Here is a 22,950-nt window from a genome sequence, read left to right as displayed (position 1 = left end):
AAGCGCGCCGGGCCGCCGGCGCGCCTTTTCTTTCCGGCCATGTCCGAGGATCAGGCGCCGGCCTGTGCCGGCTGGCGCGCCGCCTGCTCATTATCCAGCTTGCCGGCAATGGCGTCGAGGATTTTCCAGTCGGCATCGCTGTCGGCGACTTCGTAGAGCTGGCCTTCGACAATTGCCGAGGCCGTAGTGCCGGACGGGACGTCATGGCCCTGCAGGGCCGAGAGCAGGCCGGCACTGCCGGTCAGTGCCACGACCGGCTTTCCGGCCTCCATGAAGCGCTTGGCCAGACCCGAGGCACTGTCGGCAAGCCGTGAGGCGCCGTCCATCAGGACCAGCGCGTCATGAGCCGCCGGATCGATATCACCGGTCGTCTCGGCCACCGCGAAATTGATCTCGGCGGAACCGTTGAAACCGCGCAGTAGGGCGTGCTGGTCGGACACCAGGACGGCGCGGCGGTGGTGGCGCTGCAGGGCTTCGGAAGCCGTCTGCAGCTGCCGGACATTCACGGTTTCGGCGACGAAAGCGGCGACCCTGCGCGGGCGATGGCTGTGTCTCATATAGTTGGTGTTCTCCGTTTGCATAAATCGGACGCGCGGCAATCGCGCGAAAGTCAATTCGGGCCTAAGGGATAGTCGTTTGAGCCGGAGAATCAAGGTCGGTGTGTGAACATAAATAGAATTGTTATCATAACCAGCCGTTTTCGTTTGGGTTGAATTTCAAATACGCATACCATATTACAGAGTGACTTGGTAAACGCGCTCGCTCGCTTGGTTCGGAGTTTTCAATACAGTTTCAATACAGAGGTGACTTATCGCATGTGTGGGATTGCCGGCGACTTATCGTTCCAGAACTCTCCTTCCGATCCTCAAGCACTGGAGCGGATGAGTTGGGCGATGCGACGACGCGGCCCCGACGGCGCAGGCATGCAGATCCGGGACGGGGTCGGTCTCGCCCATCGGCGCCTGAAGATCATCGACCTGTCCGAAGCGGGTTCCCAGCCCATGCACGACGCCCAGCTGGGCCTTTCGCTCGCCTTCAACGGCTGTATCTACAATCACCGCGAATTGCGCCAGGAGCTTGAGGCGAAGGGCTATCGCTTCTTCTCGACCAGCGACAGCGAAGTGATCCTCAAAGGGTATCACGCCTGGGGCCGGGATGTGGCCACGCGCCTGCACGGCATGTTTGCCTTTGCCCTCGCCGAGCGCGACAGCGGCCGGGTGATCCTCGGGCGCGACCGGCTGGGCATCAAGCCGCTCTATCTTGCCGAAATGCAGGGCCGGCTGCGGTTCGCCTCCAGCCTGCCGGCGCTGCTGGCGGCGGGCGATGTCGACCGCGAGATCGACCCGGTGGCGCTGCACCAGTATTTCAGCTTTCACGCCGTCGTACCGTCGCCGCGCACCCTGTTCAAGGGTGTGCGCAAGCTGCCGCCGGCGACCGTGATGGAGATCGATCCGGACGGATCGCGCCGCGAACATGTCTACTGGACCTGTTCCTACGAAGCCCGCGAGGAGGAACGCGGCCTCGATCCCGCCGACTGGCGCGAGCGGATCGCCGACGCCCTGCGCGGCGCCGTGAAACGGCGCATGGTCGCGGACGTGCCGATCGGGGTCCTGCTCTCGGGCGGGCTGGACAGTTCGCTCATCGTGGCGCTGCTGGCGGAAGCCGGAGTGAGTGACCTCAATACCTTCTCGATCGGCTTCGAGACCGTGAATGACGAGGCCGGCGACGAGTTCCAGTACTCCGATATCGTGGCCGGGCATTTCGGCACCCGGCACCACAAGATCGAGATCCCGGCGTCGCGCGCGCTGAGGGCCCTGCCGGAAGTCGTCGCCTCGATGTCCGAACCGATGACCAGTCATGACTGCGTCGGCTTTTTCCTCCTCTCCGAGGAAGTGTCCAAGCATGTCAAGGTGGTCCAGTCGGGCCAGGGGGCCGACGAGGCCTTCGCCGGCTATCACTGGTATCCGCCCATGGCCGGCGCCAACGATGCCTTTGCCACCTATCGCGATGCCTTCTTCGATCGCAGCCATGCGGAAATGGCCGATGTGCTGCAACCCTCCTGGCTGGGTGGCGATCATGCCGGCGATTTCGTGCGCGACCATTTCGCCGCGCCGGGAGCGTCCTCCCCGCTCGACAAGGCCCTGCGGCTGGATACCCATGTCATGCTGGTCGACGATCCGGTGAAACGGGTCGACAACATGACCATGGCGTGGGGGCTGGAGGCCCGTGTGCCCTTCCTCGATCACGAGGTCATCGAGCTGGCCGCGCGCTGTCCGGCCGAGCTGCATCTGGAACAGGAGGGCAAGGGCGTTCTCAAACACCTGGCCCGCCAGGTCCTGCCGAGCGAGGTCATCGACCGGCCGAAGGGCTATTTCCCTGTCCCGGCCCTGAAATACCTGCAGGGCGAGTTCCTGGACATGGTGCGCGATGCCGTGCGCAGCCGCAGCTTCCGCGAGCGCGGACTGGTACAGGAAACCTATGTCGATCACCTGCTGGCCGATCCCGAAGCCCACATCACCAAGCTGCGCGGGTCCAAGCTCTGGCAGATCGGTGTCTTGGCGCTGTGGCTGCAGACGCATGATGCACCGGTCACCCCCGCCCGGGTGGAGGTGGCGGCATGAGCAAGACCGGGCAGAAACAGCCGGCCGGGGCCATGTCGCACCGGCTGCGGCGCAAGCGGGAACAGTCCCTGCTGCCGGCCGAGGACAGCATGGCCGGAGGCGATCCCGATGCCGAACGTATGGCCGAGAATGCCGGTCTGGATTGCGGCTGGGGACAACTCCTCTTTGCGCACACTTTCCACGACCAGGAACAGCTCATAGACAGGCTGCTGGCGGAAAAGCCGGACCGGCGTGACATCGCCTTCTATGTCCGCGACCCGCATGTGCTGCTGGCCCTCGCGCCGCAGGAAATCTTCCTCGATCCCTCGCATACCTACCGGCTGGAATTGTCGACCTATCGCCATGCCGGCGATCCGCCGCGCGGTTTCGATGTGCGCCGGATGGGAACCCGGAGCGACGCCGATGCCGTCAACCGGATCTACAATGCCTGCGGCATGGTCGCGGTGGACCCCGAATTCTTCTGGCAGCACCGCGATAGCCGGGAACTGGTCTATTTCGTCGCGGCCGACGAAGCCTCGGGCGAGATCATCGGCTCGGTCACCGGCGTGGATCATGGCCGCGTCTACAACGATCCGGAGAACGGCGCCTCGCTGTGGTGTCTGGCCGTCGATCCGCGCGCCAATCACGCCAAGGTGGGCGAGGCCCTGACGCGGCATCTCATCGCCCATTTCGCGGCGCGCGGATGCCGCTATGTCGACCTGTCGGTGATCCACGACAACGAGTCCGCCATCAAGCTCTATGAACGGCTGGGGTTCGAGCGGACGCCATTCTTCACGGTCAAGCGCAAGAACCCCATCAACGAAAAGCTCTTTACCGGTATGTCGCTTGAAGACGGGCTCAATCCCTATGCCGCGATCATCGTCGAGGAGGCGCGCCGGCGCGGTGTCGCGGTCGACGTGCTGGACGCCGAGGGCGGCTTTTTCCGCCTGACCTTTGGCGGGCGCTCCATCGTGTGCCGGGAATCCCTGACCGAACTGACCTCGGCCATCGCCATGAGCCGATGCGACGACAAGGCGGTCACGCGCCGCCTGATGAGCGAGATCGGGCTGGACGTGGCCGAGGCGGCCGACGGCAACGACCTGGACGCGGCAGCCGAGCTGCTCGCGCGCGAAGGCTCAGTTGTCGTCAAGCCCGCGCGCGGCGAACAGGGACGCGGCGTGACAGTGGATGTCCGCGATGTCGAGAGCCTGAAAACGGCGATCGAGACCGCGCGCAGCTATTGTCCGGATGTTCTGGTGGAAACCTGTGTGCCTGGCGATGACCTGCGTGTGATCGTCATCGACAATGCGGTGGTTGCGGGCGCCTTGCGCAAGCGGCCCGCAATCGCGGGCGACGGCAGCGCGACCGTGAAACAGCTGGTCGAGGGGCTCAGCCGCCGCCGGGCGGCGGCGACCGGCGGAGAGTCGGAAATCCCCGTCGATGCGGAGACCGAACGCTGCATTCGTGCCGGCGGATACGGCTGGGACGATGTCCTGCCGTCCGGCGAGACGCTGGAGGTTCGCCGCACCGCCAATCTGCATACCGGCGGCACGTTGCACGATGTGACCGATCTCCTGCACCCGCGCATCGTTGAAGCCTCGATCTCGGCAGCCAAGGCGCTCGACACGCCGGTCGTGGGGCTGGACTTCATTGTCAAGGCTCCGGTGCTCGACGAATTCGTCTTCATCGAGGCCAATGAACGCCCGGGCCTGGCCAATCACGAACCCCAACCCGTGGTCGAGCGTTTCCTCGACCTGCTGTTCCCGCACACCATCCGTGTCGATGTGCCACGCCAAGGAGCCGATCGTGTCCACGCTTGAGATCGACCAGACCTATCTGCGCGAAACCCTGACCAGACTGCTCTCCATTCCCTCGCCCAGCGGATACACCGACAAGATCGCGCGCTGGTGCTGCGAGGAGCTGGAACGGCTGGGTATCGAGTACGAGCTCACCCGCCGCGGCGCCATCCGTTCGCGCCTGCCCGGGCGCAAGGAACAGCCGGCCCGGGCCATCATTTCACACGTCGACACGCTGGGTGCGCAGGTCTCCTATATCAAGGAAAACGGCCGTCTCTCGCTGGTCCCGATCGGGCACTGGTCGGCCCGCTTTGCCGAAGGTGCACGCTGTACGGTGTTTACCGAGCACGGCAGCTATCGCGGATCGATCCTGCCGCTGAAGGCGTCCGGCCATGTCTACAACAAGGAGATCGATACCCAGCCCGTGGCCTGGTCGCAGGTCGAGCTGCGCATCGATGCACCGGTCCACAACGATATCGATGCGGCAGCACTGGGCGTCGCCTCGATCAGCATGGAGTCACTGGGCATCGCCGTTGGCGATTTCGTCGCGATCGATCCTTGTACCGAATACCTGGACAACGGGTTCATCGTCTCGCGCCACCTGGATGACAAGGGCGGTGTCGCCGCCATGTTCGCCGTACTCAAGGCGTTGCACGATACCGGCGCCGAACTGCCCGTCGACACGCTCTTTCTGTTCTCGATATCCGAGGAAGTCGGTGTCGGTGCATCCTCCATCCTCACCCACGACGTGGCGTCCATGGTGGCGGTCGACAATGGTGCGGTGGCGCCCGGTCAGAATTCCAAGGAGACCGGGGTGACAATCGGCATGGCGGACATGACCGGGCCGTTCGACTATCACCTGACCACCAAGCTGATCCATCTCGCCAAGGACAATCACATCCCCTTCCAGCGCGATGTGTTCCGCTACTACCGCTCCGACGCCGCTTCGGCGATCGAGGGCGGGGCGGATGTGCGCACGGCGCTGGTCACTTTCGGCATCGATGCCTCGCACGGCTATGAGCGCGTGCACGAAAACGCGTTGATCTCGGTGGCGAAACTGCTGAAGGCCTATGCCCTGAGCGAGGTCGAGATCGTGCGCGATGCGGCGCCGTCGGGTGATCTGGAGGGCTTTACCGAACAGCCGACCGAACCGGCGGATACGGGTCTGGTCGACTAGCGTTCCCAGTAGCGCTCGTCCGTTTCCTCGTCGTCCTCCGGAGGTGCTGCGGCCATGCCGGCCTCGTCGCGGTCGTCCTCATAGGGGTCTTCACCGTCGAGATTTTCGGCCTCCTCGCTGCCGATCTCCGTGAGTTCATAGACCGCGACACTGGTCGCCGAGGTGGGCTCGAAATCGCCCTTCTGGTTTTCAAGCACGGGCGCCTTGCCGGTGCGCCGGAACAGCATGATGGCTGCCAGGGCGATGAGGGCCACCGCGGCAAACAGGAAGAGGCCGGACGCGCCGGCCACATTCATAACGGCACCGGCGGACAGCGGACCGATCATCGAGCCCAGCGCCCAGATCATCAGAATGCCCGACATCATGCTGGTCGCTTCGCCCTCCGCGGCGCGGTCGGCCGCGTGCGCCACCGCGACGCCGTAATAGGACAGGGCGCCTGCGCCCCAGACGGCGGCCAGAATGAAGACTGCCGTGCGTGGCATCACTCCGGAGAAGAAGGCGAGTGTCAGAGCTGCTGCGCCACTGACGAGCGCCAGTCCGGCGATCACGATGCGCCGGTCGATCCGGTCGGAAATCATGCCGGCGGGCCATTGGGCGATGACCGAACCGCCGATCATGAAGGCGTTGAACAGGGCCGCCGTGCGCGCGACCGACCCCGCGTCGAAACCGCCGACAAAAACCGAATAGAGCTGAAGGACTGCTCCGTTGACCAGGCCGGCAATGAAGGCGGCGATGATGGCCGAAGGCGCCGTGCGCCACACTTTGAGGGCGCCGAAGGGCTCGACCGAAGGCGGGGCCGGCTGGCCGCGATTGGTGGCAGAGACCGGGATCAGGCTGGCAGTGAACAGGGCGGCGACGATCAGGAAGCCGGCGGCGCTGCCCGGCGGCACCGAGGAGACGAGGAATGGCCCGGCGATGAAGCCCAGCTTGGAGGTCACCAGGTAGAAGCCGAGAATGGCCCCGCGATTGTCGTGCGGTGCCGCATCGGCAATCCAGCTTTCCCCGGAGGCCAGAAAGCCGGCCACGCACAACCCCATGATGAATTGCATCACCAGCCACCAGGCCAGGGCGTCATTGGCATAGAGCAGGGCAGCCGCGATCGAGGCCGCGGCTGCAAAGGCGGCAACGGCCCGAATGTGCCCGATACGCAGGATTTCCCGTGGCGCCAGATGGGCGCCCAGCATGAAGCCCAGCGCATAACCGGTGACGATCGTACCGATCTTCAGCGTCGAGGCGCCCTGGGACAGGAGGGTCAGCGGGCCGACCACGGAAAGGCCGCCAATGGCCGCCTGCAGCACCGTCAGCGCAAGCACGATGGCGGCGACGTCGCGATAGCTTTCAACCGTCCGTTCACGGCGCGATCGTGTTGAATTTTCGGAAAAATCGGTCATTGAACCTGATCGTGGGCTGGCGTTTCCCAAGCCCGCACCTTCACGTATCGGCGGGCGGCTTTCAACCGGTCAGACCGGTAATTCCGTGGTGTTCTTGATGGCCTCCATTGCGAAACTGGCCGAGACGTCCGACAGCGGCGCGATGGCGATCAGCTTCTTGTAGACCTCGTCATAGGCGCGCACATCGGGCAGGCAGAGCTTGATCAGATAGTCGATATCCCCGCTCAGGCGGTAGAACTCGACCACTTCGGGCATCCGTCTGACCCCGTCGGCGAAACGGGCCAGCCACTCGGCGTCGTGATGACTGGTGCGCACGGCGATGAACAGGGTCGCCTGCAGACCCAGCGCCTCCGGATCGAGCAGGGCGACATGCTTGCGCACGATCCCCGCCTCGGCGAGGCGTTTGAGCCGGCGCGCGGTCGGCGTGGCGCTGAGGCCGATCAGGTCGGCCAGCTCCTGCACGGTGCGGTCCGAGTCGCTCTGAATCGCCTTCAGAAGGCGTTTGTCGTAGTCGTCGAGATGCATAACGGGGAGAAATAGTGGTGAAAATCACTATCGTCCAGCGCAAATCCGGCCGAAACTTGGTGACAATCGCTGCGCGGGACGTGGTTTTCTGTTGCCGGAAAGCCGACAGGACAGATCATGCTCGACGACAGCCTCACGCAAACCCGGATCCAGACCGTCCGCGAGGGACTGGCGGGTGCCGATGCCCTGCTGGACACGCCCTTCGGCTCGCGCCCGCTCCTCTATGCCGACTACACGGCATCCGGCCGCGCCTTCGGGGCTATCGAACGCATCGTCGCCGATCTGGCCGCCGACTACGCCAACCCGCACAGCGAGGACAGCGCCACGGGCCGGGCCAGCAATGCCTGGATGCGCGAGGCCGAACGCATCATCAAGCAGGCCGTGAATGCAGGACCGGGCGACTGCCTTCTGCCATGTGCGGCCGGCGCCACGGGCGCGATCCACAAACTCCAGGAAATCCTCGGCCTGGCGATCCCCCCGGCGACGCGGCAGGCGCTGGGAGGGCTGGCCGGGCACCAGCCGGACACGGTCGTCTTCGTCGGCCCCTACGAACACCACTCAAACGAGCTGAGCTGGCGCGAGAGCCTGGCGGAGACGGTCTCGATCCCGTTGTGTCCGGCCGGCGGTCTCGACCTTGATGCACTGGAGCGGGCGCTGGCCGATCCGCGTCATCACGGCAAGCGCAAGATCGGCGCCTTTTCGGCGGCTTCCAATGTCACCGGTGTAAAGACCGATGTGGCGGCCTTGGCGCGGCTGTTGCACGCCAATGGTGCCATAATTTGCCTGGACTGCGCCGCCAGTGCACCCTATCTGCCCATCGACATGCACCCGGACGGCGATCCCGAAGCGCGGATCGATGCGGTCTATTTCTCGCCCCATAAATTCATCGGCGGGCCCGGCAGTTGCGGCATACTCCTCTTCGACGGCGCGCTCTACAGGCGTGACCTGCCGCCGACCCAGAGTGCGGGCGGCACCGTGCGCTATGTCTGGCCGGATGGTCATGATTTCATTGACGATATCGAGGCGCGCGAACGGGCCGGCACGCCAGGCCTGCCGCAATTCCTGCGCGCCGCGCTGGCGATGAAGCTGCAGGCGGAAATCGGCCATGACGTCATCGCCGACCGGGAACACCGGGCCCTCGGCCGCGCCTTCGAGCGCTGGGGCGGCCACTCCCGTATCGACATTCTCGGCCCGGCCGACCCGGACCGGCGGCTGGGCATCGTCTCCTTCAACCTTCGTGACAGCGAGAATCGCATCGTTCCGCCGCGTCTGGTGACCGTGCTGCTGAACGACCTGTTCGGCATCCAGTCCCGGGCGGGGTGTTCCTGTGCCGGTCCCTATGGCCACCACCTGCTGGGGCTGGGCGAGGCCGAGACGCGGGCCATCCGCGCGCGTGTTCTGGCGGGGGAGACCGGCGCGCGGCCGGGCTGGTGCCGGGTCAGCCTGCACTGGGTGATGAGCGATGACGAGATCGACCATCTCATCGCTGCAGTGGCCTTCCTGGCCGATCATGCCGAGGAGTTCGCACGCTTTTACGATTGCGATGTCCGGACCGGCGCCTGGACCTGGGGCGGCGGCGAGGCGGAGACGCCCGTCTTTCCGCAGACCGTTCTGGGGGTCTGTACCGCAATCCCGGACCGGGTCACGCCGCGATGTGCCGAACGGCCCGGAGAATTACGCGCCGGCGCGTTCGAGGCGGCGTTCGACGTGATACGTCATTTCACCCAGCCGGCTGGCGGTATCTGAGCACGCCTTCGGCCTCGAGAATACGGTCGATCTCGCGACGCTGGCCGGCGGTCAGCGGGGTGTGGCGCGGATAGAGCGGCTTGTCGGCGTTGCGATCATCGATCCAGAGCGAGTCCCACAATTCCGTATTGCGGACAAAGGCACGGGCACGGGCTTCGCCGCCCGTCTCCAGGCACCCGGCCAGGCAGGTGTCGATATAGGTCTGGGGGATGGGATGATCCGTGTCGGCGCGAACCTGTTCGCGGTTGACCACGATCCAGAACCGGCCTTCGGGCAGGTCTGAGGCGGCGTTGGCAGCGGGTCTGACGGTATCCCGGTCCAGCTGTGTGAAGACATAGCCGCGCTCCCGGTGGCGAAGCGCGTCGGTGATCTGTGCGGGAACGAGTGCGGCATGCAGGCTGTGGCCGGGAGCCGGCCGTACGCCGGCATAGGTGGCCGCCTCGTCGCGATAGCGCACCGTCCAGCCGCGTTTCCAGCCATGGGCGACAACCGGCAGGGCCGGGTCGGTCAGGCCGGAATAGGTGGAGCGGCTGTAGGCGCTCAGAAGACTGCCATATCCGACGATGAAGTCCGGCTGGGTCATGTGGCCCCCACAATGCTGAACGGCGCGGATCGCTCCGCGCCGTTCATCTTGGGTCCCGTGACCGCTACGTCCAGTCCCCTTACTGCGACCGGCGTGTGCGGGTCGAGTAGGAGGCCTGGGCCACAGGCACTTCCTCGGAATAGGACTGGTCTGCTGCCGGCATGTCAGTGCCGTAGAGATAGGTGTTGCCCTGTGTGGACGGAGCCGGCCTGTTCTGGGCCACCGGCGGGATGTCGGCCTGGTTCGGCGGATTGTAGCCGGGCAGGTCGATGTCCTGGCAATCCACCAGGCGCCATTCCCAGCGCTCTTCGCGGCGCAGCGAATAGCGGGTGACGGTATCCGTCTCCATCGGGATCACACGGCTGTCCACGGAGGCGTGCTGGTCGAGAACCTCGACGCTATAGGTATCGCGCAATTCCTCGATCGGGACTTCTTCCACGCGGGCTTCCTGAACCAGCACATCGCGCGTGATCTGGGCGTATTCGGCCGGATGCTCGATCTCGCGGATCTGGGCCGGCTCCACCACGATATTGCGCGTGACGGTGCGGTATTCGCCCTCTTCCTCGACCAGGCACCAGACTTCGCCGGTTTCCGCATCGAAGCGGGTCATCTGGGCCCCGGGCACATAGCCGCGGCGCCAGACCATGCGCGGCTCGCGCACCAGGATGGTCTCGGTGACCGTGTCGTGGACGGCCGGTTCGACGTGGTATTCCACATAGGCCGGACGGACCTGCACGGTTTCGGTGACCGTCTCGTAGACGGGTTCGTGCACGATGTAGCGCACACCGGCCTCGCGCGAGATGTATTCGCGCACTTCCGGCCGCAGGCGAGGCGGCGTGACGTCATACCGCTCATAGCTGTCCTGCGTCGTCACCTGTTCGGTGTAGACGTCGTATTCCGGCTCGATGCGCACCCGGGCATAGCATTCGCCCGCCATCGCGCTGGTGGGCGGATCCGGCGGGAACCATTCGGTGTCGCCGGCAAAGGCCGAGGCAGTCGTCATCAGCGCGACGGCCGAGCCGCACAGGAGTTGTTTACGGATCATGCGTTTCCCCCTCATCGAAATGGCGGAATCGACACCGGCCGGTTCCGCAACCGAACGAGATGCTATCTCAAATCAGGGTGGACCGTTAAGGAATATTAACCATCGCGATGAAAAAACAACCCTTAAGGGAATTCGGATTTTGAATTTCCCTTAAGGATTGGCTTTCAGGTGGTTATGCACCGGCGATGACCCGCAGGATTTCACCCGTAAGCGTCGCTGCAGCCGTGCCGAGGATGTACCCGACAACTGCGAGTAGTACGCCTACGGGGGCCAGAGAGGGGTGGAATGCCGATGCCACGACAGGGGCCGAGGCGGCTCCGCCGATATTGGCCTGGCTGCCCACGGCGAGGAAGAAGGTCGGCGCTTTGATGATCAGCGCCATGACGATCATAAGTCCGGCATGGAATGCGATCCAGATGAAGCCGATCGCAAAGAACTCCGGATTTCGCGCAATGGCCGTAACATCCATGTTCATCCCGATCGAGGCGACCAGGATGTAGATAAAGACCGAACCGGTTTTCATCGAGCCGACGGCGACCAGTTTGCGGGCGGGGCTAAAGGACAACACGACGCCGATCGCGGTCGCCGTAAGCACCAGCCAGAAGAAGCCCGAGGACAGGCTCATATCCGACAGCGCCTCGAACTGGCCGAAATAGGGAGCCAGCTGGTCCGCCAGGAGATGGGATGCCGCCACGGCGCCGAACCCGATCGCAAGGATGAACATCATGTCCTTCAGCTCGGGAATGCGAGCATGCTCGCTTTCATAGGCTTCGGCCTTCACGCGCAGATGGTCGACGGCGCGGGTGTCGGATCCGACACGCTTGTCGATTGCGGCTGAATTACTCGCTGCAAGTAGCAGAAAGGCCATCCAGACATTGGCCACGATGACATCGACCGCCACCCAGGCCGAGAAGATTTCATCGCCGACCTCGAACACTTCATACATGGCCGCCTGATTGGCACCGCCGCCGATCCAGCTGCCGGCCACGGTCGTCATGCCGCGCCAGACGGCTTCCGGTCCGTCCACACCGATGAGATCCGGAACAACTGCGCTGGCGATCAGGAGTGCGGCCGGCCCGCCTATGACAACGCCGATCGTACCGGTCAAAAACATGATCAGGGCTTTGGGGCCCAGTTTGAATGTGGCGGGCAGGTCCGCCGACATGGTCAGCAGCACCAGTGCCGCAGGAAGCAGGTAACGCGAGGAAACGAAGTAGAGTTGCGACTGATCGGGATCGACGACGCCGAACGTATTCAGCATCGAGGGCAAAAAATAGCAAAGCAGGAGCGGCGGAAAGATCCGGTAGAAGATCTTGAAGAAGCGGATCTGTGAGTTCGACGTCCAGAATACAGCGCCCAGCAGCACGGCCAAAAGGCCCATCACGATGGCATCATTGCTCACAAGCGGTGCGGTCTCGGCTTCCATGATCTCCCCTCTATGACGTCTGCCGATGCGGATAAGACCGGGTTTGGACCCGTGGGGCAAGGGCGCAATGCAAAACGGCCCGGCTTTTCAGCCGGGCCGTTTCTTGTTGCAGCGCAACAGCTTACCAGATGGAGACGCGATCTTCCGGCGGCAGGTAGAGCGCGTTCTCTTCGCTCACGCCGAACGCCTCGTACCAGGCGTCCATATTGCGAACCACGCCGTTGACCCGGTACTGCGCCGGGCTGTGCGGATCGCCCAGCAGCTGGGCGCGCAAGCTGTCTTCGGTGCGCACATTGCGCCAGACCTGGGCCCACGCGAGGAAGAAGCGCTGGTCGGGTGTGAAACCGTCGATCTCCTCCGGCACATCATGCTCGGCGGCGTACATCTGATAGGCGCGCCAGGCCATCGAAAGCCCGCCGATATCACCGATATTCTCGCCCAGCGTCAGCCGGCCGTCGACATTCATGCCCTCGACCGGGGAGAATTGCTCGTATTGCGCCACGATCCGGTCGGTGCGCGCATCGAACTGTTCGCGCGACGTGTCGGTCCACCAGTTGCGTAGCACTCCGTCGCCGTCGGACTGGCTGCCCTGGTCGTCGAAACCATGGCCCATCTCATGCCCGATCACCGCACCGATGCCGCCGAAATTCACGGCCGGGTCGGCATAGGGGTCGAAGAAGGGACCCTGCAGGATGGCGGCCGGGAAGACGATCTCGTTGGCCGTGGAGGAATAGTAGGCGTTCACCGTCTGCGGCGACATGAACCATTCCCATTCGCGAATGGGACCGCCCAGACGTTCGCGGCTGTCATTGCGGAACCATTCGGAAATGCGTTCGGCATTGCCCCACAGGTCGTCGGGACGGATCTCGATTTCCGAATAGTCCGGCCAGATGTCCGGATAGCCGATCTTGGGCAGGAACTTGTCCAGCTTGTCGAAGGCTTCGACGCGGGTGGCATCGTCCATCCACTCCAGTGTCTCGATCCGCTCGCGGAGCGCCTCGCGGAGATAGCCCACCAGCTCTTCCATCTGCGCCTTGTATTCGGGCGGGAAATAGCGATCGACATAGATCTGGCCGATGGCCTGGCCCAGCGAGCCGTTGACATACTGGATCGCCCGGCGGTCACGCGGACGCGGCTCTTCCGTGCCGGAAAGCGTGCGATTGTAGAAGTCGAAGGAGCGTTCGTAGAAGGCGGGAGTGAGCTGGTTGCGGTGGCTTTCCATCCAGTGGAAGGCCAGATAGTCGCGCCAGGTCTCCACAGGGATTTCCGTAAACAGCTGTGCCAGCGACTGGATCGCCGTGTTCTGACGCACCACGACCTCCTCCTGGTCGGCAAAATCCAGGGCCGTCAGGAAGGCGTCCCACGGGAAGCCGGCGGCATAGCCGTTCAGCTCGTCGGTAGACATCAGATTATAGGTGGCCACGCGGTCGCGGCTTTCAGCGCGGGTCCAGTGGATCTCGGCGATCGCGGTTTCCAGGTCCAGGATGGCCTGGGCGCGCTCGGCGCCGTTGTCCATGCCGATCATGCCGAAGACATCGCTGATATAGGCGATATAGGCGTCGCGATATTCCACGAAACGTTCGTCTTCGCGCAGATAGTAGTCGCGGTCGGGCAGGCCCAGTCCGCTCTGTCCGATGGACACGATATAGCGCTGGGGATTGCCCGGGTCGCGGCCGACGCCGGCCCCGAAGATCGAATCCGTGCCGGGCGCACCGAACAGGGCGGCGATGTCGTCATGCGATTGCGCAGCGGCGATGCGCTCCAGGCCCGGGCGGGCCGGGTCGAGGCCAAGCGTCTCGAGGCGATCCACATTCATGAAGGAGGCATAGAGATCGCCCACCTGTTGCGACAGCGAACCGTCCCCGGCATCGCTCTCCGCCGCCTCCAGGATGATGCCCTCAATGCGTTCTTCCGAGCGCAGATAGAGTTCTGTGAAGGCGCCGAAGCTCGAGAATCCGGCCGGGAGTTCGGTGGTGTCGAGCCAGCCTTCGTTGACGTAACGGAAGAAGTCGTCGCCCGGATGCACGTCATCGGAAATGTGCTGGGTCTCGATGCCCCAATCGCCCAGGTCCGGCGTGCCGGCCGCCTCAGTGTCGGCCGTGCTGGCTGGCGCGGATCCGGTTTCGGCCGCCGGAGCGGCCTGGTCTTCGGGTGCCTCACTGGCCGGCTGGCACGCCGTAAGCAGGGCCAGGGCGGCCGTGCCAAGCAGAAATCTCTTCATTGTCTCTCCCCCGTCGTTCCGGAAAATTAAATCGCTGAAACACTAGGGCCCGATTCGGCCAAGGCAACTGACGGTCTTGTCACAATGCAGTGCGGCCGGGCCCAAACGAAAACGGCCCGGCACTGGGGCCGGGCCGTATCACCTTCGTTTCCAGCACGTCTACCAGATGGAAACGCGCTCTTCCGGCGGCAGGTAGAGGTCGTGCTCCTCGCTCACCCCGAAAGCCTCGTACCAGGCGTCCAGATTCCGGACCACGCCGTTTGTGCGGTATTGCGACGGGCTGTGCGGATCGGTGGTCAGACGGGCGATCAGATTGTCCTCGCGGTACAGGCGCCGCCAGACCTGGGCCCAGGCCAGGAAGAAGCGCTGATCGCCGGTCAGCCCGTCGATCACGGGGGCCTCGCCATCACAGCAGGCGTCAAGATGGCGGTGATAGGCGGTATAGGCCATCTGCACGCCGCCCAGATCGCCGATATTCTCGCCCATGGTGAAATCGCCGTTCACGAAACGGCCCTCGACGGGTGAATAGGTGTCGTACTGGGCGCCCAGCCGGTCGGCGCGTTCCTCGAACCGGGCATTGGTCTCGGCGGTCCACCAGTCGCGGATCGCCCCGTTCTCGTCGAAACGGCGGCCCTGATCGTCGAAACCGTGACCGATTTCATGACCGATCACCGCGCCGATACCGCCATAGTTCACGGCCGCGTCGGCATTGGGGTCGAAGAAGGGCGGCTGCAGGATGCCGGCCGGGAAGGTGATCTGGTTCATCAGCGGATTGTAGGATGCATTGACCGTCTGCGGCGGATAGGGCCATTCGCCCCGGTCGACCGGACCGGCCAGATCCTCGACCTGTTCGTTCCAGTTGAACGCGTTGATCCGCATCACATTGCCAAAAATGTCGTCCGGCCGGATTTCCAGGTCGGAATAGTCCTGCCACTCGTCGGGATAGCCGATGCGCGGTTCGAAAGTCGACAATTTGGTCAGGGCGTTGGCACGGGTTTCCTCGTCCATCCACTCCAGCGACTGCAGCCGGCCTTCAAAGGCTGCGGTCAGGTTGGCGACAAGGTCTTCCATGGCCTGTTTGTGCGACGGCGGGAAATGCCGGTCGACATAGACCTGGCCCACGGCCTCACCCAATTGTCCGCCGACAAGATTGACGCCGCGGCGGTCGCGCGGGCGCTGTTCCTCGGTGCCGTTGAGCGTGCGGCCGTACATGTTGAACGTGGCCTGATCGAAAGCAGCCGGCAACTGGCCCGCATTGGAGCGCAGGAAATGGAAGGTCATGTAGTCCTTCCAGGCTGCGACCGGGGTTTCCTCGAAGATCGCACCGGAGCCCTCGATCGCGCTCGGCTGGGCCACGAGATAGGTGGCTACACCGTCCAGGCCCAGCTCGGCCATGCCCGTGGGGAAATCGAATTGCGGTGCCAGCGTGTCGAGCTGGTCCAGCGGCATGGGATTGTAGATCTTCTGGATGTCGCGGCTATCGGCCTGGGTCCAGTGGACCTCGGCCAGGCGCGTTTCCAGCGCGAGAATGACAGCGGCTTTCTCCTCGCCGCCCTCGATGCCCGCCAGGGAGAAGATTTCCGCGATATAGTCGCGATAGGCATCGCGATAGCGCGCATTGTCCTCTTCGAGATAGTAGTCGCGGTCGGGCAGGCCCAGCCCGCCCTGGCCGACAAAGACCGTGTAGCGGGTGGTGTCCGCCGGGTCGGGGATGATGCCCACGCCGAAGGGCGACTGGTGATGGATCGTGGCGAACAGGGCGTTGATATCGGCGTGGGTCTCGGCGGCAGCAATCCCGTCGAGATAGGATTGGGCCGGTGCCAGGCCGCGTTCCTCGATCGTCGCCGTATCCATCCAGCTGCCGTAGAGATCGCCGACCTGCTGCTCGATCGTGCCGGGTTCGGCATCACGGGCGGCCAGTTCGGTGATAATTTCCTGAACGTGCACTTCGGCTTCCAGCGCCAGTTCGGTGAACATGCCGAAATTGGACCGGTCGGCCGGGATTTCCGTCGTCTCCAGCCAGGTACCGTTGGCGTACTGGTAGAAATCATTCCCGGGAACGACGTCCCGGTTCATGCCCGCAAGATCGAATCCCCACTCGCCGATTTCGGCCTGGCCGGTCTGGGCCTGTGCCGTCGTGTCGGTCTGCGTATCCTCGGTCCCGGTCGGGCCGCAGGCGGCGACGAGCGCCAGAACGGCCGTGCTCAGCAGCAGCTTTTTCATCGATATTTCCCCAATTGTCGTGATGCGCAAAGGAACGCGCCCCGCATGGTGCATACAATGCGGGACGCGTCTTGGCTATTCGGCGGGGCTTTCGCCGAGATGACCGGGCAGTTCGCCGTGGGCGAAGTCCGTGTCGCTGTAGTGTTCGCCCAAGGCTGGCTGCTTCTGGCCCGTCCACATCATCCGGAAGAAGCGGGCGATATCGACACCGATGGCGTACATGGCAGGCACCAGGAGCAGGGTCAGGAACAGGGCGAAGACGACCGCAAAGCCCAGCGCCACGACCATCGGCTTGAGGAATTCAGCCTGGGTCGAGGTTTCCGCCATCATCGGGAAAATGCCGAGGAAGGTGGTCACCGACGTCAGCAGGATCGGACGGAAGCGCTGCACGCCGGCATCGACCAGCGCCTGGAAGGCCCCGACGCCATTCGCCCGCAGCCGGTTGACGAAGTCCAGAAGGACCAGATTGTCGTTGATCACCACGCCCGCGGCCGCACCGACCCCGAAATAGGAGAAGAGTGCGATCGGCATGCCGAAGAACAGATGCCCGAAAATGGCACCGGTCAGCGCAAACGGGATGGCGACCATGATGGCGAGCGGCTGGAAGTAGGACTTAAAGGCCACTGCCAGCAGGAAGTACATCGACACCAGGGCCAGGATCAGCAGGTTGACAACCTCGGACATGAATTGGCGTTCGCCCTCGGCCTGGCCGATTTCGTCCCGCGACAGGCCGGGGAAGCGGCTGTCGAAACCCGGGAAGAAGTCGTCATTCAGGCTCTGGTTGATATCGCCGCGCGCCGCCGGGTCGGAGAGTTCCGCCGACACGGTGACCGTGCGCATGCCGTTGCGCCGGTTGATCCGGTTGAGACCGGGGGCGAAGTGCGCTTCGGCCACGGCTTCCAGCGGCACCTCCCGTCCGTCGCCCGTGCGGATGCGGATTTCGCGCAGCGTGTCGAGCGAGCGCCGGCTTTCCTCATCCATCCGGATCATGACGCGCACATCCTGGCCGTCGCGCGGCAGGCGCTGGGCTTCCTCACCATAGAAGGACTGGCGCACCTGGCGGGTGACGTCCTGCAGGGTCAGGCCCAGCGTCTGGGCGTTCGGGCGCAGCGAGAATTGCAGCTCTTCGGTGGAGGTCTGCAGGCTGTCGACCACGTCGTACAGCGTGTCGTAGGAGCGCAGCTGGGCCTTCAGCTCGTCCGCCGCGGCTCGCAGTGTGCCCAGGTCCTGGTGTGACAGGGCAAAGGTCATCCGGCTGCCGCCGTCATTGATGGTGGAGTCGAGGCGAACTTCCTCGGCATCGGGGATCGGGCCCAGATATTCGCGGATGGTCTGTGCCACTTCACGCGTGGGCAGGGCACCGGGCCGCTCGCCCGGTTCGGGCAAGGTGATCCAGGCGCGAATCCGGCCGTCGGTTGCCAGCGTGGAGCGGCTTTCGATCATGTCCACTTCGCCGGGATATTCGGCGCGGTAGTGCTCCAGTGCGTCCACCTGGGCCTGGTCCAGCTGCTGGCGGACCTGTTCGGTCCGGTTCCAGGGCGTGCCCTCGGCCAGCTGGATATTCACCTGGATGGTCTCGTTCTCGATCTGCGGCATGAAGACCGAACCGACCCGGTTGGTCATCATCAGGGCAATGGAGACGATGAAAATGCCGAAGAAGGCGAGGAAGGTGGCATAGCGGTTGCGGATCGCCACCTTGGCGAGGGGCCGGTAGATATTCCGGGCGAAGAAGACCAGCGTGTTGGCGATGCCCCGCTGGACCGCGATCAGCGGGCCGAACAGGCCGGCATTCGACTGCGGCTTCAGATGCGACAGGTGCGCCGGCAGGATCAGCAGCGACTCGATCAGCGAGAAGGCCAGAGCGGCGATCACGACCAGCGAGATCTGGCGTGTGAACTGCACCTCCGGACCGGTCAGAAGCATCCACGGCGAGAACATCATGATCGTCGTGATGACCGCGAAGATAACGGGCTTGGCGACCATTTGTGTGCCGACGATCGCGGCCGTCAGCCCCGGTTCGCCACGCTCGACCCGGTCGTGAATATTCTCCCCGACGACGATGGCATCGTCGACCACGATCCCGATCACCAGAAGGAAGGCGAACAGGGACAGCATGTTCAGGGTCACGCCCATCATGGGCAGGAGCAGGAAGGCACCCCCGAAGGCGACGAAAATCCCCACTGTGACCCACAAGGCCACGGCGGGGCGCAGGAACAGGAACAGCACGATCAGGACCAGAATGCCGCCGATCAGAGCGGAATTGGAGATGGTCTCCATCCGCGCCGTGTACATTTCCGAATTATCCCACCACAGCGACATGTGCACGCCCGGGGGCAGGTCGGCGGAGGCGTTGTCGATATAGTCGCGCACGGCCTGGGCGGTCTCGACCACGTCGATATTCGGTGACTGTTCGACCACGACCAGGACCATGGGCTCGCCGTTGTAGGTGGCCTCCAGGTTGAAATCGACGAAGCCGTCGGTGACCTGGGCCACATCGCGCACGCGCAGCGTGCCGCCGGCCTCGGTCTGGCGGATGATGATGTTCTCGAATTCCGGCGCCGTGTCGGCGAGCTGGCGGGCGGTAAGCCCGAATTCGCCCAGCTCGGTACGCACGGTGCCGGCGGAGGCATTGAGCGAGGAGGCGCGCACTGCGCGGACGATCTCGTCGAAGGTCAGATTGTAGCGGCGCAGATTCTCCTCGGAGACCTCGATCGACACTTCCTCGCCGCGATTGGCCCACAGGTTGACGATGGAGGCGCCGGGCAGCTGGGCCACCTCGTCGCGCACCTCACGGCCGATGGCCTGCAGGTCGCGCCGGTCGATATCGCCGTGAATGGCGAAGCCGACGACCTGTTCCTGGTTGCGCCACTGTGTGACGATGGGGCGGAAGGCCGAGGGCGGCAGATTGTTGACCGAGTCCACCTCGAGCTTGATGTTGTCGATGAACTCTCCGACATCGACATTGCGCTTGCCCTCGATATTCACCCAGCCGCTGCCCTCGCGGGCGGTGGAGGTGATCGTCTCGATGCCGATCATGTCCGAAAGCGCTTCCTCGATCCGGACGATGATCTGCTCCTCGACTTCCTGCGGCGAGGCGCCGGGCCAGGACACGGAAACGGTGGCCCCGTTGAAGCTGGCGGTCGGGAAGACCTCCCGGTTGAGGGCCTGATAGCCCAGGAAACCACCGAGCACGGCCACGATCATAAGCAGGTTCGCTGCAACCGAATTGCGCGCCCACCAGCCGATGATGCCGCCGCCCGGCGCTTCTTCGTGAGTCTTGTTGGGATCGGTCATAACCGCTTCCTCCTAAGCCGGCGGGTCTAGCCGGCGCTCGCCACGGCGTCTTCGCCGCTCGCGCTGTCTTCACCGTTCTCGGCCGCCTCGGTGGCGTCCGGGCTATCGTCATAGGTGGCCGAGAAGGCCGCCAGCATTTCGCCGTCTTCGGCATAGGTCTGCACCCGCATGCCGTCGCTGGCGCCCCGGATCGGGGAGATGACGACCAGATCGCCGCCACGTACGCCGCTGGAGACGATCACCCGCTCCGGATTGGAGTCGATGATCTCGACCGAGCGCACCGACAGGGTGCCGCCTTCCTCGACGACATAGACGCTGTTCTCGCCCCGCAGCGCGTTGCGCGGGATGATGTGCGCGCCGTCCAGGGACCGGCCCTCGATTTCGGCATTGAGGAACAGGCCGATGGCCAGCGGCGAGCCGCCCTCGGCCGCCGCGCCGTAGGGATCGTCCACTTCGGCGATGGCGTAGAGCACGCGGGTCTGCGGATCGATGGCACTGTCAGTGCGCGTAATGCGTCCGCTCCATTCAAGGTGCTGGCCGGCAATGGTTGCGGACAGGGTCACGGGCACGCCACCCTGCTCGTCCTCGGCCGCATTGTAGGCGACGGGGATGCCCAGCAGGTTGAGATCGTGGTCGGTCAGCGGCAGGCGGACCATCACCGTATCGGTGGAGAAAACCTGACCCAGATTGGTGCCCGGCGAGACATACTGGCCGAGATCCGCGTTCTTGGTCCGTACGCGGCCGGCAAAGGGGGCGGAAATACGCGTCCGTTGCAGGTCCAGGCGGGCTGACTGCAGCGCTGCCTCGGCGGCCGCGAGCTGGGCCCGCGCCTCGGCCAGCTGCGGTTCGCGCAGGGTCAGGGCCGAGGCTTCGCCTTCGCCCAGCTCTTCCCATTCACGTGCGGCCAGTTCGGATTCCGCCTGCTCGCGGGCCAGTGCCTGCTGGGCCTGGGCGACCTGGGCGGAGGCACGGGTCACGGCGAGACGATAGTCGGCATCCTCGATCTGGATGAGGGTTTCGCCTGCCTCGAAGAAGCCGCCTTCGATGAAGTCCGGGTTCACATAGGTGATGCGGCCGGCGACCTGCGGGACCAGGTTGATCTGGGTCCGCGGCCGGGCCTCGCCCTGGGACTGTACCGTCAGGGAGACACTGCCCAGCTCGGCCTCTTCCACGAACACCGCCACCGGCCGCGGTGCGGCATTGGCGCGCTGGGGCTCGGGCTGGGTCATGAACAGGCTGATCACGACGAAGGCGGCGACTGCGACCACCGCACCGATGATGATGAAACGTCCGATGAGCTTACCCATAACTATTCTCCTGTCAGGGCGGCCGGGTCTGCGGTCTGGGCCGCGGAGAAATCGCCGGCGATGGCGAGATAGAGATCGACGCGATTGGCCGCGCGGTCGCGGCGCGCCGAGATGTACTGGCTTTCGGCGCTGATGCGCCGGGACTGAGCGTTCAGGAGGTCGAAAATGGTCGCTACGCCGCTGGCGTACTGCCGGATCACCAGGTTTTCGGCCTCGGCCGCCTCTTCATAGGCCTGACGCAGATTCTCCACGCGCTGCGCGAGGATGGCGTCTGCGTGGATGGCGTCCTCCGCCTCCTGCCAGGCCGTCAGCACGGTCGAGACGTAGGAATAGAGCTGGGCTTCTGCATTGGCCCGGGCCTGATCCCGGCGGCCGCGCAGTTCTCCTGCGTTGAAAATCGGTCCGAACAGGGAGGCCGTCAAGCTGGAGACAAGATTGTCCATATCGGTCAGGTCCGCCACGTCGGGACCGCCGGTCCCGGACCCCGCGGACAGCGACAGGCTCGGATAGAGAGCCTTGCGGGCGGCCTCGGCGCGCAAGCCCGCCGCCTGCAGGCGGCGTTCTTCGGCGCGCACGTCCGGGCGCCGCGACAAAAGGGTTTCCGGCGTGCCGATGGCGCCCACTGCATCGAAGGCCGGGAAATCGGCTTCCGGTGTCAGTGTGGCGGCGGGGTAGCGGCCGAGCAGTGTCTCCAGGCTTCGGGCGGCGGCCGCCTCGGAACGCCGGCGCGACGCCAGGGCCGCTTGAGAAGATGCCAGGGCACTGCGGGCCGTACGCACGTCGGAACTGCGCACCAGTCCGCGGGCGAAGCGCCGTTCGGTCAGCGCCAGCGAGGATTCGCGCGTGGCCACATCGCGCTCGGCGAGGTCGGTCTGCAGATGGGCTTCGATCAGGGCGAACCAGCCCTTGGCCACCAGGCCGGCGACCGACAATTGCGCGGCGCGCACATCATTCGCTGCCGCTTCGGCGTCCAGGGCGCCGGCATGGGCTCCATCGGCGACGCGGCCCCACAGATCGGCTTCCCATGACGCCGAGAGGCCCAGGGAGAAGCTGTCGCTGCCCGAGCCGACATGCGGTTCGGTGCGGGTGTAGTCCAGCCCGGCATTGAGCGAGGGGAGCCGGTCTGACCCGGCCACGCGCGCTGCAGCCCGTGCCGCCCGGTAGCGGGCAAAGGACTGGTTCAGGCCGGGATTGGCGGCAAAGGCCTCGTCGATCAGCCCGGACAGGCGCGGATCGCCCAGCGTGGCGACCCAGTCATGTGCCTCTTCGGCGCCGGTTCCTGCAGGCGCGGACGCCCAGCCGGCAGGGGGCTGCGGCAAGCGCTCGCCCGCATCATGGGCCGGGAGGCTGGCACAGGAGGCGGTGGCCAGTGCCGTGGCTGCTACTAACAAACTTTTACGCATGCGTTGTCCCCGCACGTCACGATCTCGAATGTTCGGGCATCCTAGAATGGGCATCTCGAAAGTCAACAGATATTTATCGAAAAACACTAAAACATTAGCGAATGGCATGAAAACTCTCTCGATTTTCGAGATGCGCCTGGCGCGTCCCTGTCCGCAAGTGGTGCGACGGCTTCGCGCCTCGCTGGGAATATGCGATAGAACGCGAGAAGCCAT

General features: G+C 64.6%; 15 protein-coding genes. 4 read left to right on the top strand and 11 right to left on the bottom strand.

What is annotated here, in order from left to right; all coding sequences use genetic code 11:
• Nucleotides 1–50: 50 nt before the first annotated feature.
• A complete protein-coding gene (locus Q1U94_RS11310) occupies nt 51–557 on the bottom strand; it encodes a DJ-1/PfpI family protein (RefSeq protein WP_300544612.1) in 507 nt (168 codons plus the stop codon).
• A gap of 258 nt (nt 558–815) precedes the next feature.
• Between Q1U94_RS11310 and Q1U94_RS11305 the strand changes: the two genes are divergently transcribed.
• From Q1U94_RS11305 to Q1U94_RS11295, 3 genes are read left to right on the top strand one after another with little or no spacing between them, the layout of a single operon-like run.
• Nucleotides 816–2,621 carry an N-acetylglutaminylglutamine amidotransferase gene (locus tag Q1U94_RS11305; protein WP_300544609.1) on the top strand — a complete coding sequence of 602 codons (1,806 nt, stop codon included), beginning with the start codon at nt 816–818 and terminating at the stop codon, nt 2,619–2,621.
• Nucleotides 2,618–4,420 carry an N-acetylglutaminylglutamine synthetase gene (gene ngg, locus Q1U94_RS11300; RefSeq protein WP_300544606.1) on the top strand — a complete coding sequence of 601 codons (1,803 nt, stop codon included), beginning with the start codon at nt 2,618–2,620 and terminating at the stop codon, nt 4,418–4,420. Before Q1U94_RS11305 ends, ngg begins: the two co-directional genes overlap by 4 nt.
• Entirely contained in the window at nt 4,407–5,573 is a 1,167-nt protein-coding gene (locus Q1U94_RS11295; RefSeq protein WP_300544604.1) for an osmoprotectant NAGGN system M42 family peptidase, read from the top strand. Before ngg ends, Q1U94_RS11295 begins: the two co-directional genes overlap by 14 nt.
• On the opposite strand, the gene Q1U94_RS11290 is transcribed toward Q1U94_RS11295, so the two are convergent.
• Nucleotides 5,570–6,964 (bottom strand): MFS transporter, encoded by a 1,395-nt coding sequence (locus Q1U94_RS11290; protein WP_300544602.1) that lies wholly within the window; start codon nt 6,962–6,964, stop codon nt 5,570–5,572. The two genes, Q1U94_RS11295 and Q1U94_RS11290, sit on opposite strands and share 4 nt — an antisense overlap.
• A gap of 69 nt (nt 6,965–7,033) precedes the next feature.
• Nucleotides 7,034–7,489 carry an Lrp/AsnC family transcriptional regulator gene (locus Q1U94_RS11285; RefSeq protein ID WP_300544600.1) on the bottom strand — a complete coding sequence of 152 codons (456 nt, stop codon included), beginning with the start codon at nt 7,487–7,489 and terminating at the stop codon, nt 7,034–7,036.
• A 117-nt stretch (nt 7,490–7,606) separates the two neighbouring features.
• Between Q1U94_RS11285 and Q1U94_RS11280 the strand changes: the two genes are divergently transcribed.
• Nucleotides 7,607–9,235 carry an aminotransferase class V-fold PLP-dependent enzyme gene (locus Q1U94_RS11280; RefSeq protein WP_300544598.1) on the top strand — a complete coding sequence of 543 codons (1,629 nt, stop codon included), beginning with the start codon at nt 7,607–7,609 and terminating at the stop codon, nt 9,233–9,235.
• Here Q1U94_RS11280 and Q1U94_RS11275 read toward each other — a convergent pair.
• The 8 genes from Q1U94_RS11275 to Q1U94_RS11240 form a co-directional block, all read right to left on the bottom strand.
• Entirely contained in the window at nt 9,210–9,818 is a 609-nt protein-coding gene (locus Q1U94_RS11275; protein ID WP_300544595.1) for a hypothetical protein, read from the bottom strand. The two genes, Q1U94_RS11280 and Q1U94_RS11275, sit on opposite strands and share 26 nt — an antisense overlap.
• Before the next feature lie 79 nt (nt 9,819–9,897).
• Nucleotides 9,898–10,863: a hypothetical protein gene (locus tag Q1U94_RS11270; protein WP_300544593.1), complete on the bottom strand. Its 966-nt coding sequence runs from the start codon at nt 10,861–10,863 to the stop codon at nt 9,898–9,900.
• 172 nt (nt 10,864–11,035) lie between these two features.
• Nucleotides 11,036–12,289, bottom strand: coding sequence for a DUF819 family protein (locus tag Q1U94_RS11265; RefSeq protein WP_300544590.1), 1,254 nt, complete (start codon nt 12,287–12,289; stop codon nt 11,036–11,038).
• A 121-nt stretch (nt 12,290–12,410) separates the two neighbouring features.
• A complete protein-coding gene (locus tag Q1U94_RS11260) occupies nt 12,411–14,510 on the bottom strand; it encodes a M13 family metallopeptidase (protein ID WP_300544587.1) in 2,100 nt (699 codons plus the stop codon).
• A 159-nt stretch (nt 14,511–14,669) separates the two neighbouring features.
• Complete coding sequence (locus Q1U94_RS11255) at nt 14,670–16,733, bottom strand: M13 family metallopeptidase (RefSeq protein WP_300544584.1); 2,064 nt, start codon at nt 16,731–16,733, stop codon at nt 14,670–14,672.
• A 75-nt stretch (nt 16,734–16,808) separates the two neighbouring features.
• On the bottom strand, nt 16,809–20,027 hold the full coding sequence (locus Q1U94_RS11250; protein WP_300544581.1) for an efflux RND transporter permease subunit: 3,219 nt from the start codon (nt 20,025–20,027) through the stop codon (nt 16,809–16,811).
• A 26-nt stretch (nt 20,028–20,053) separates the two neighbouring features.
• Nucleotides 20,054–21,334 carry an efflux RND transporter periplasmic adaptor subunit gene (locus tag Q1U94_RS11245; RefSeq protein WP_300544579.1) on the bottom strand — a complete coding sequence of 427 codons (1,281 nt, stop codon included), beginning with the start codon at nt 21,332–21,334 and terminating at the stop codon, nt 20,054–20,056.
• Between the two features lie 2 nt (nt 21,335–21,336).
• Nucleotides 21,337–22,737, bottom strand: coding sequence for an efflux transporter outer membrane subunit (locus Q1U94_RS11240; protein WP_300544577.1), 1,401 nt, complete (start codon nt 22,735–22,737; stop codon nt 21,337–21,339).
• Nucleotides 22,738–22,950 lie beyond the last annotated feature (213 nt).

Origin of the sequence: Maricaulis sp., assembly GCF_030149515.1 — a bacterium.
Taxonomy (GTDB): domain Bacteria; phylum Pseudomonadota; class Alphaproteobacteria; order Caulobacterales; family Maricaulaceae; genus Maricaulis.
The sequence above is the reverse complement of the archived record's forward strand: the minus strand, read 5'-3'. Positions and strand labels throughout refer to the sequence as shown.

Coding starts and splice junctions, on each gene's coding strand:
- Q1U94_RS11255 (WP_300544584.1), bottom strand. CDS start 16,733: ATGAAAAAGCTGCTGCTGAGCACGGCCGTTCTGGCGCTCGTCGCCGCC.
- Q1U94_RS11240 (WP_300544577.1), bottom strand. CDS start 22,737: ATGCGTAAAAGTTTGTTAGTAGCAGCCACGGCACTGGCCACCGCCTCC.
- Q1U94_RS11280 (WP_300544598.1), top strand. CDS start 7,607: ATGCTCGACGACAGCCTCACGCAAACCCGGATCCAGACCGTCCGCGAG.
- Q1U94_RS11250 (WP_300544581.1), bottom strand. CDS start 20,027: ATGACCGATCCCAACAAGACTCACGAAGAAGCGCCGGGCGGCGGCATC.
- Q1U94_RS11285 (WP_300544600.1), bottom strand. CDS start 7,489: ATGCATCTCGACGACTACGACAAACGCCTTCTGAAGGCGATTCAGAGC.
- Q1U94_RS11265 (WP_300544590.1), bottom strand. CDS start 12,289: ATGGAAGCCGAGACCGCACCGCTTGTGAGCAATGATGCCATCGTGATG.
- Q1U94_RS11245 (WP_300544579.1), bottom strand. CDS start 21,334: ATGGGTAAGCTCATCGGACGTTTCATCATCATCGGTGCGGTGGTCGCA.
- Q1U94_RS11305 (WP_300544609.1), top strand. CDS start 816: ATGTGTGGGATTGCCGGCGACTTATCGTTCCAGAACTCTCCTTCCGAT.
- ngg (WP_300544606.1), top strand. CDS start 2,618: ATGAGCAAGACCGGGCAGAAACAGCCGGCCGGGGCCATGTCGCACCGG.
- Q1U94_RS11275 (WP_300544595.1), bottom strand. CDS start 9,818: ATGACCCAGCCGGACTTCATCGTCGGATATGGCAGTCTTCTGAGCGCC.
- Q1U94_RS11260 (WP_300544587.1), bottom strand. CDS start 14,510: ATGAAGAGATTTCTGCTTGGCACGGCCGCCCTGGCCCTGCTTACGGCG.
- Q1U94_RS11290 (WP_300544602.1), bottom strand. CDS start 6,964: ATGACCGATTTTTCCGAAAATTCAACACGATCGCGCCGTGAACGGACG.
- Q1U94_RS11270 (WP_300544593.1), bottom strand. CDS start 10,863: ATGATCCGTAAACAACTCCTGTGCGGCTCGGCCGTCGCGCTGATGACG.
- Q1U94_RS11310 (WP_300544612.1), bottom strand. CDS start 557: ATGAGACACAGCCATCGCCCGCGCAGGGTCGCCGCTTTCGTCGCCGAA.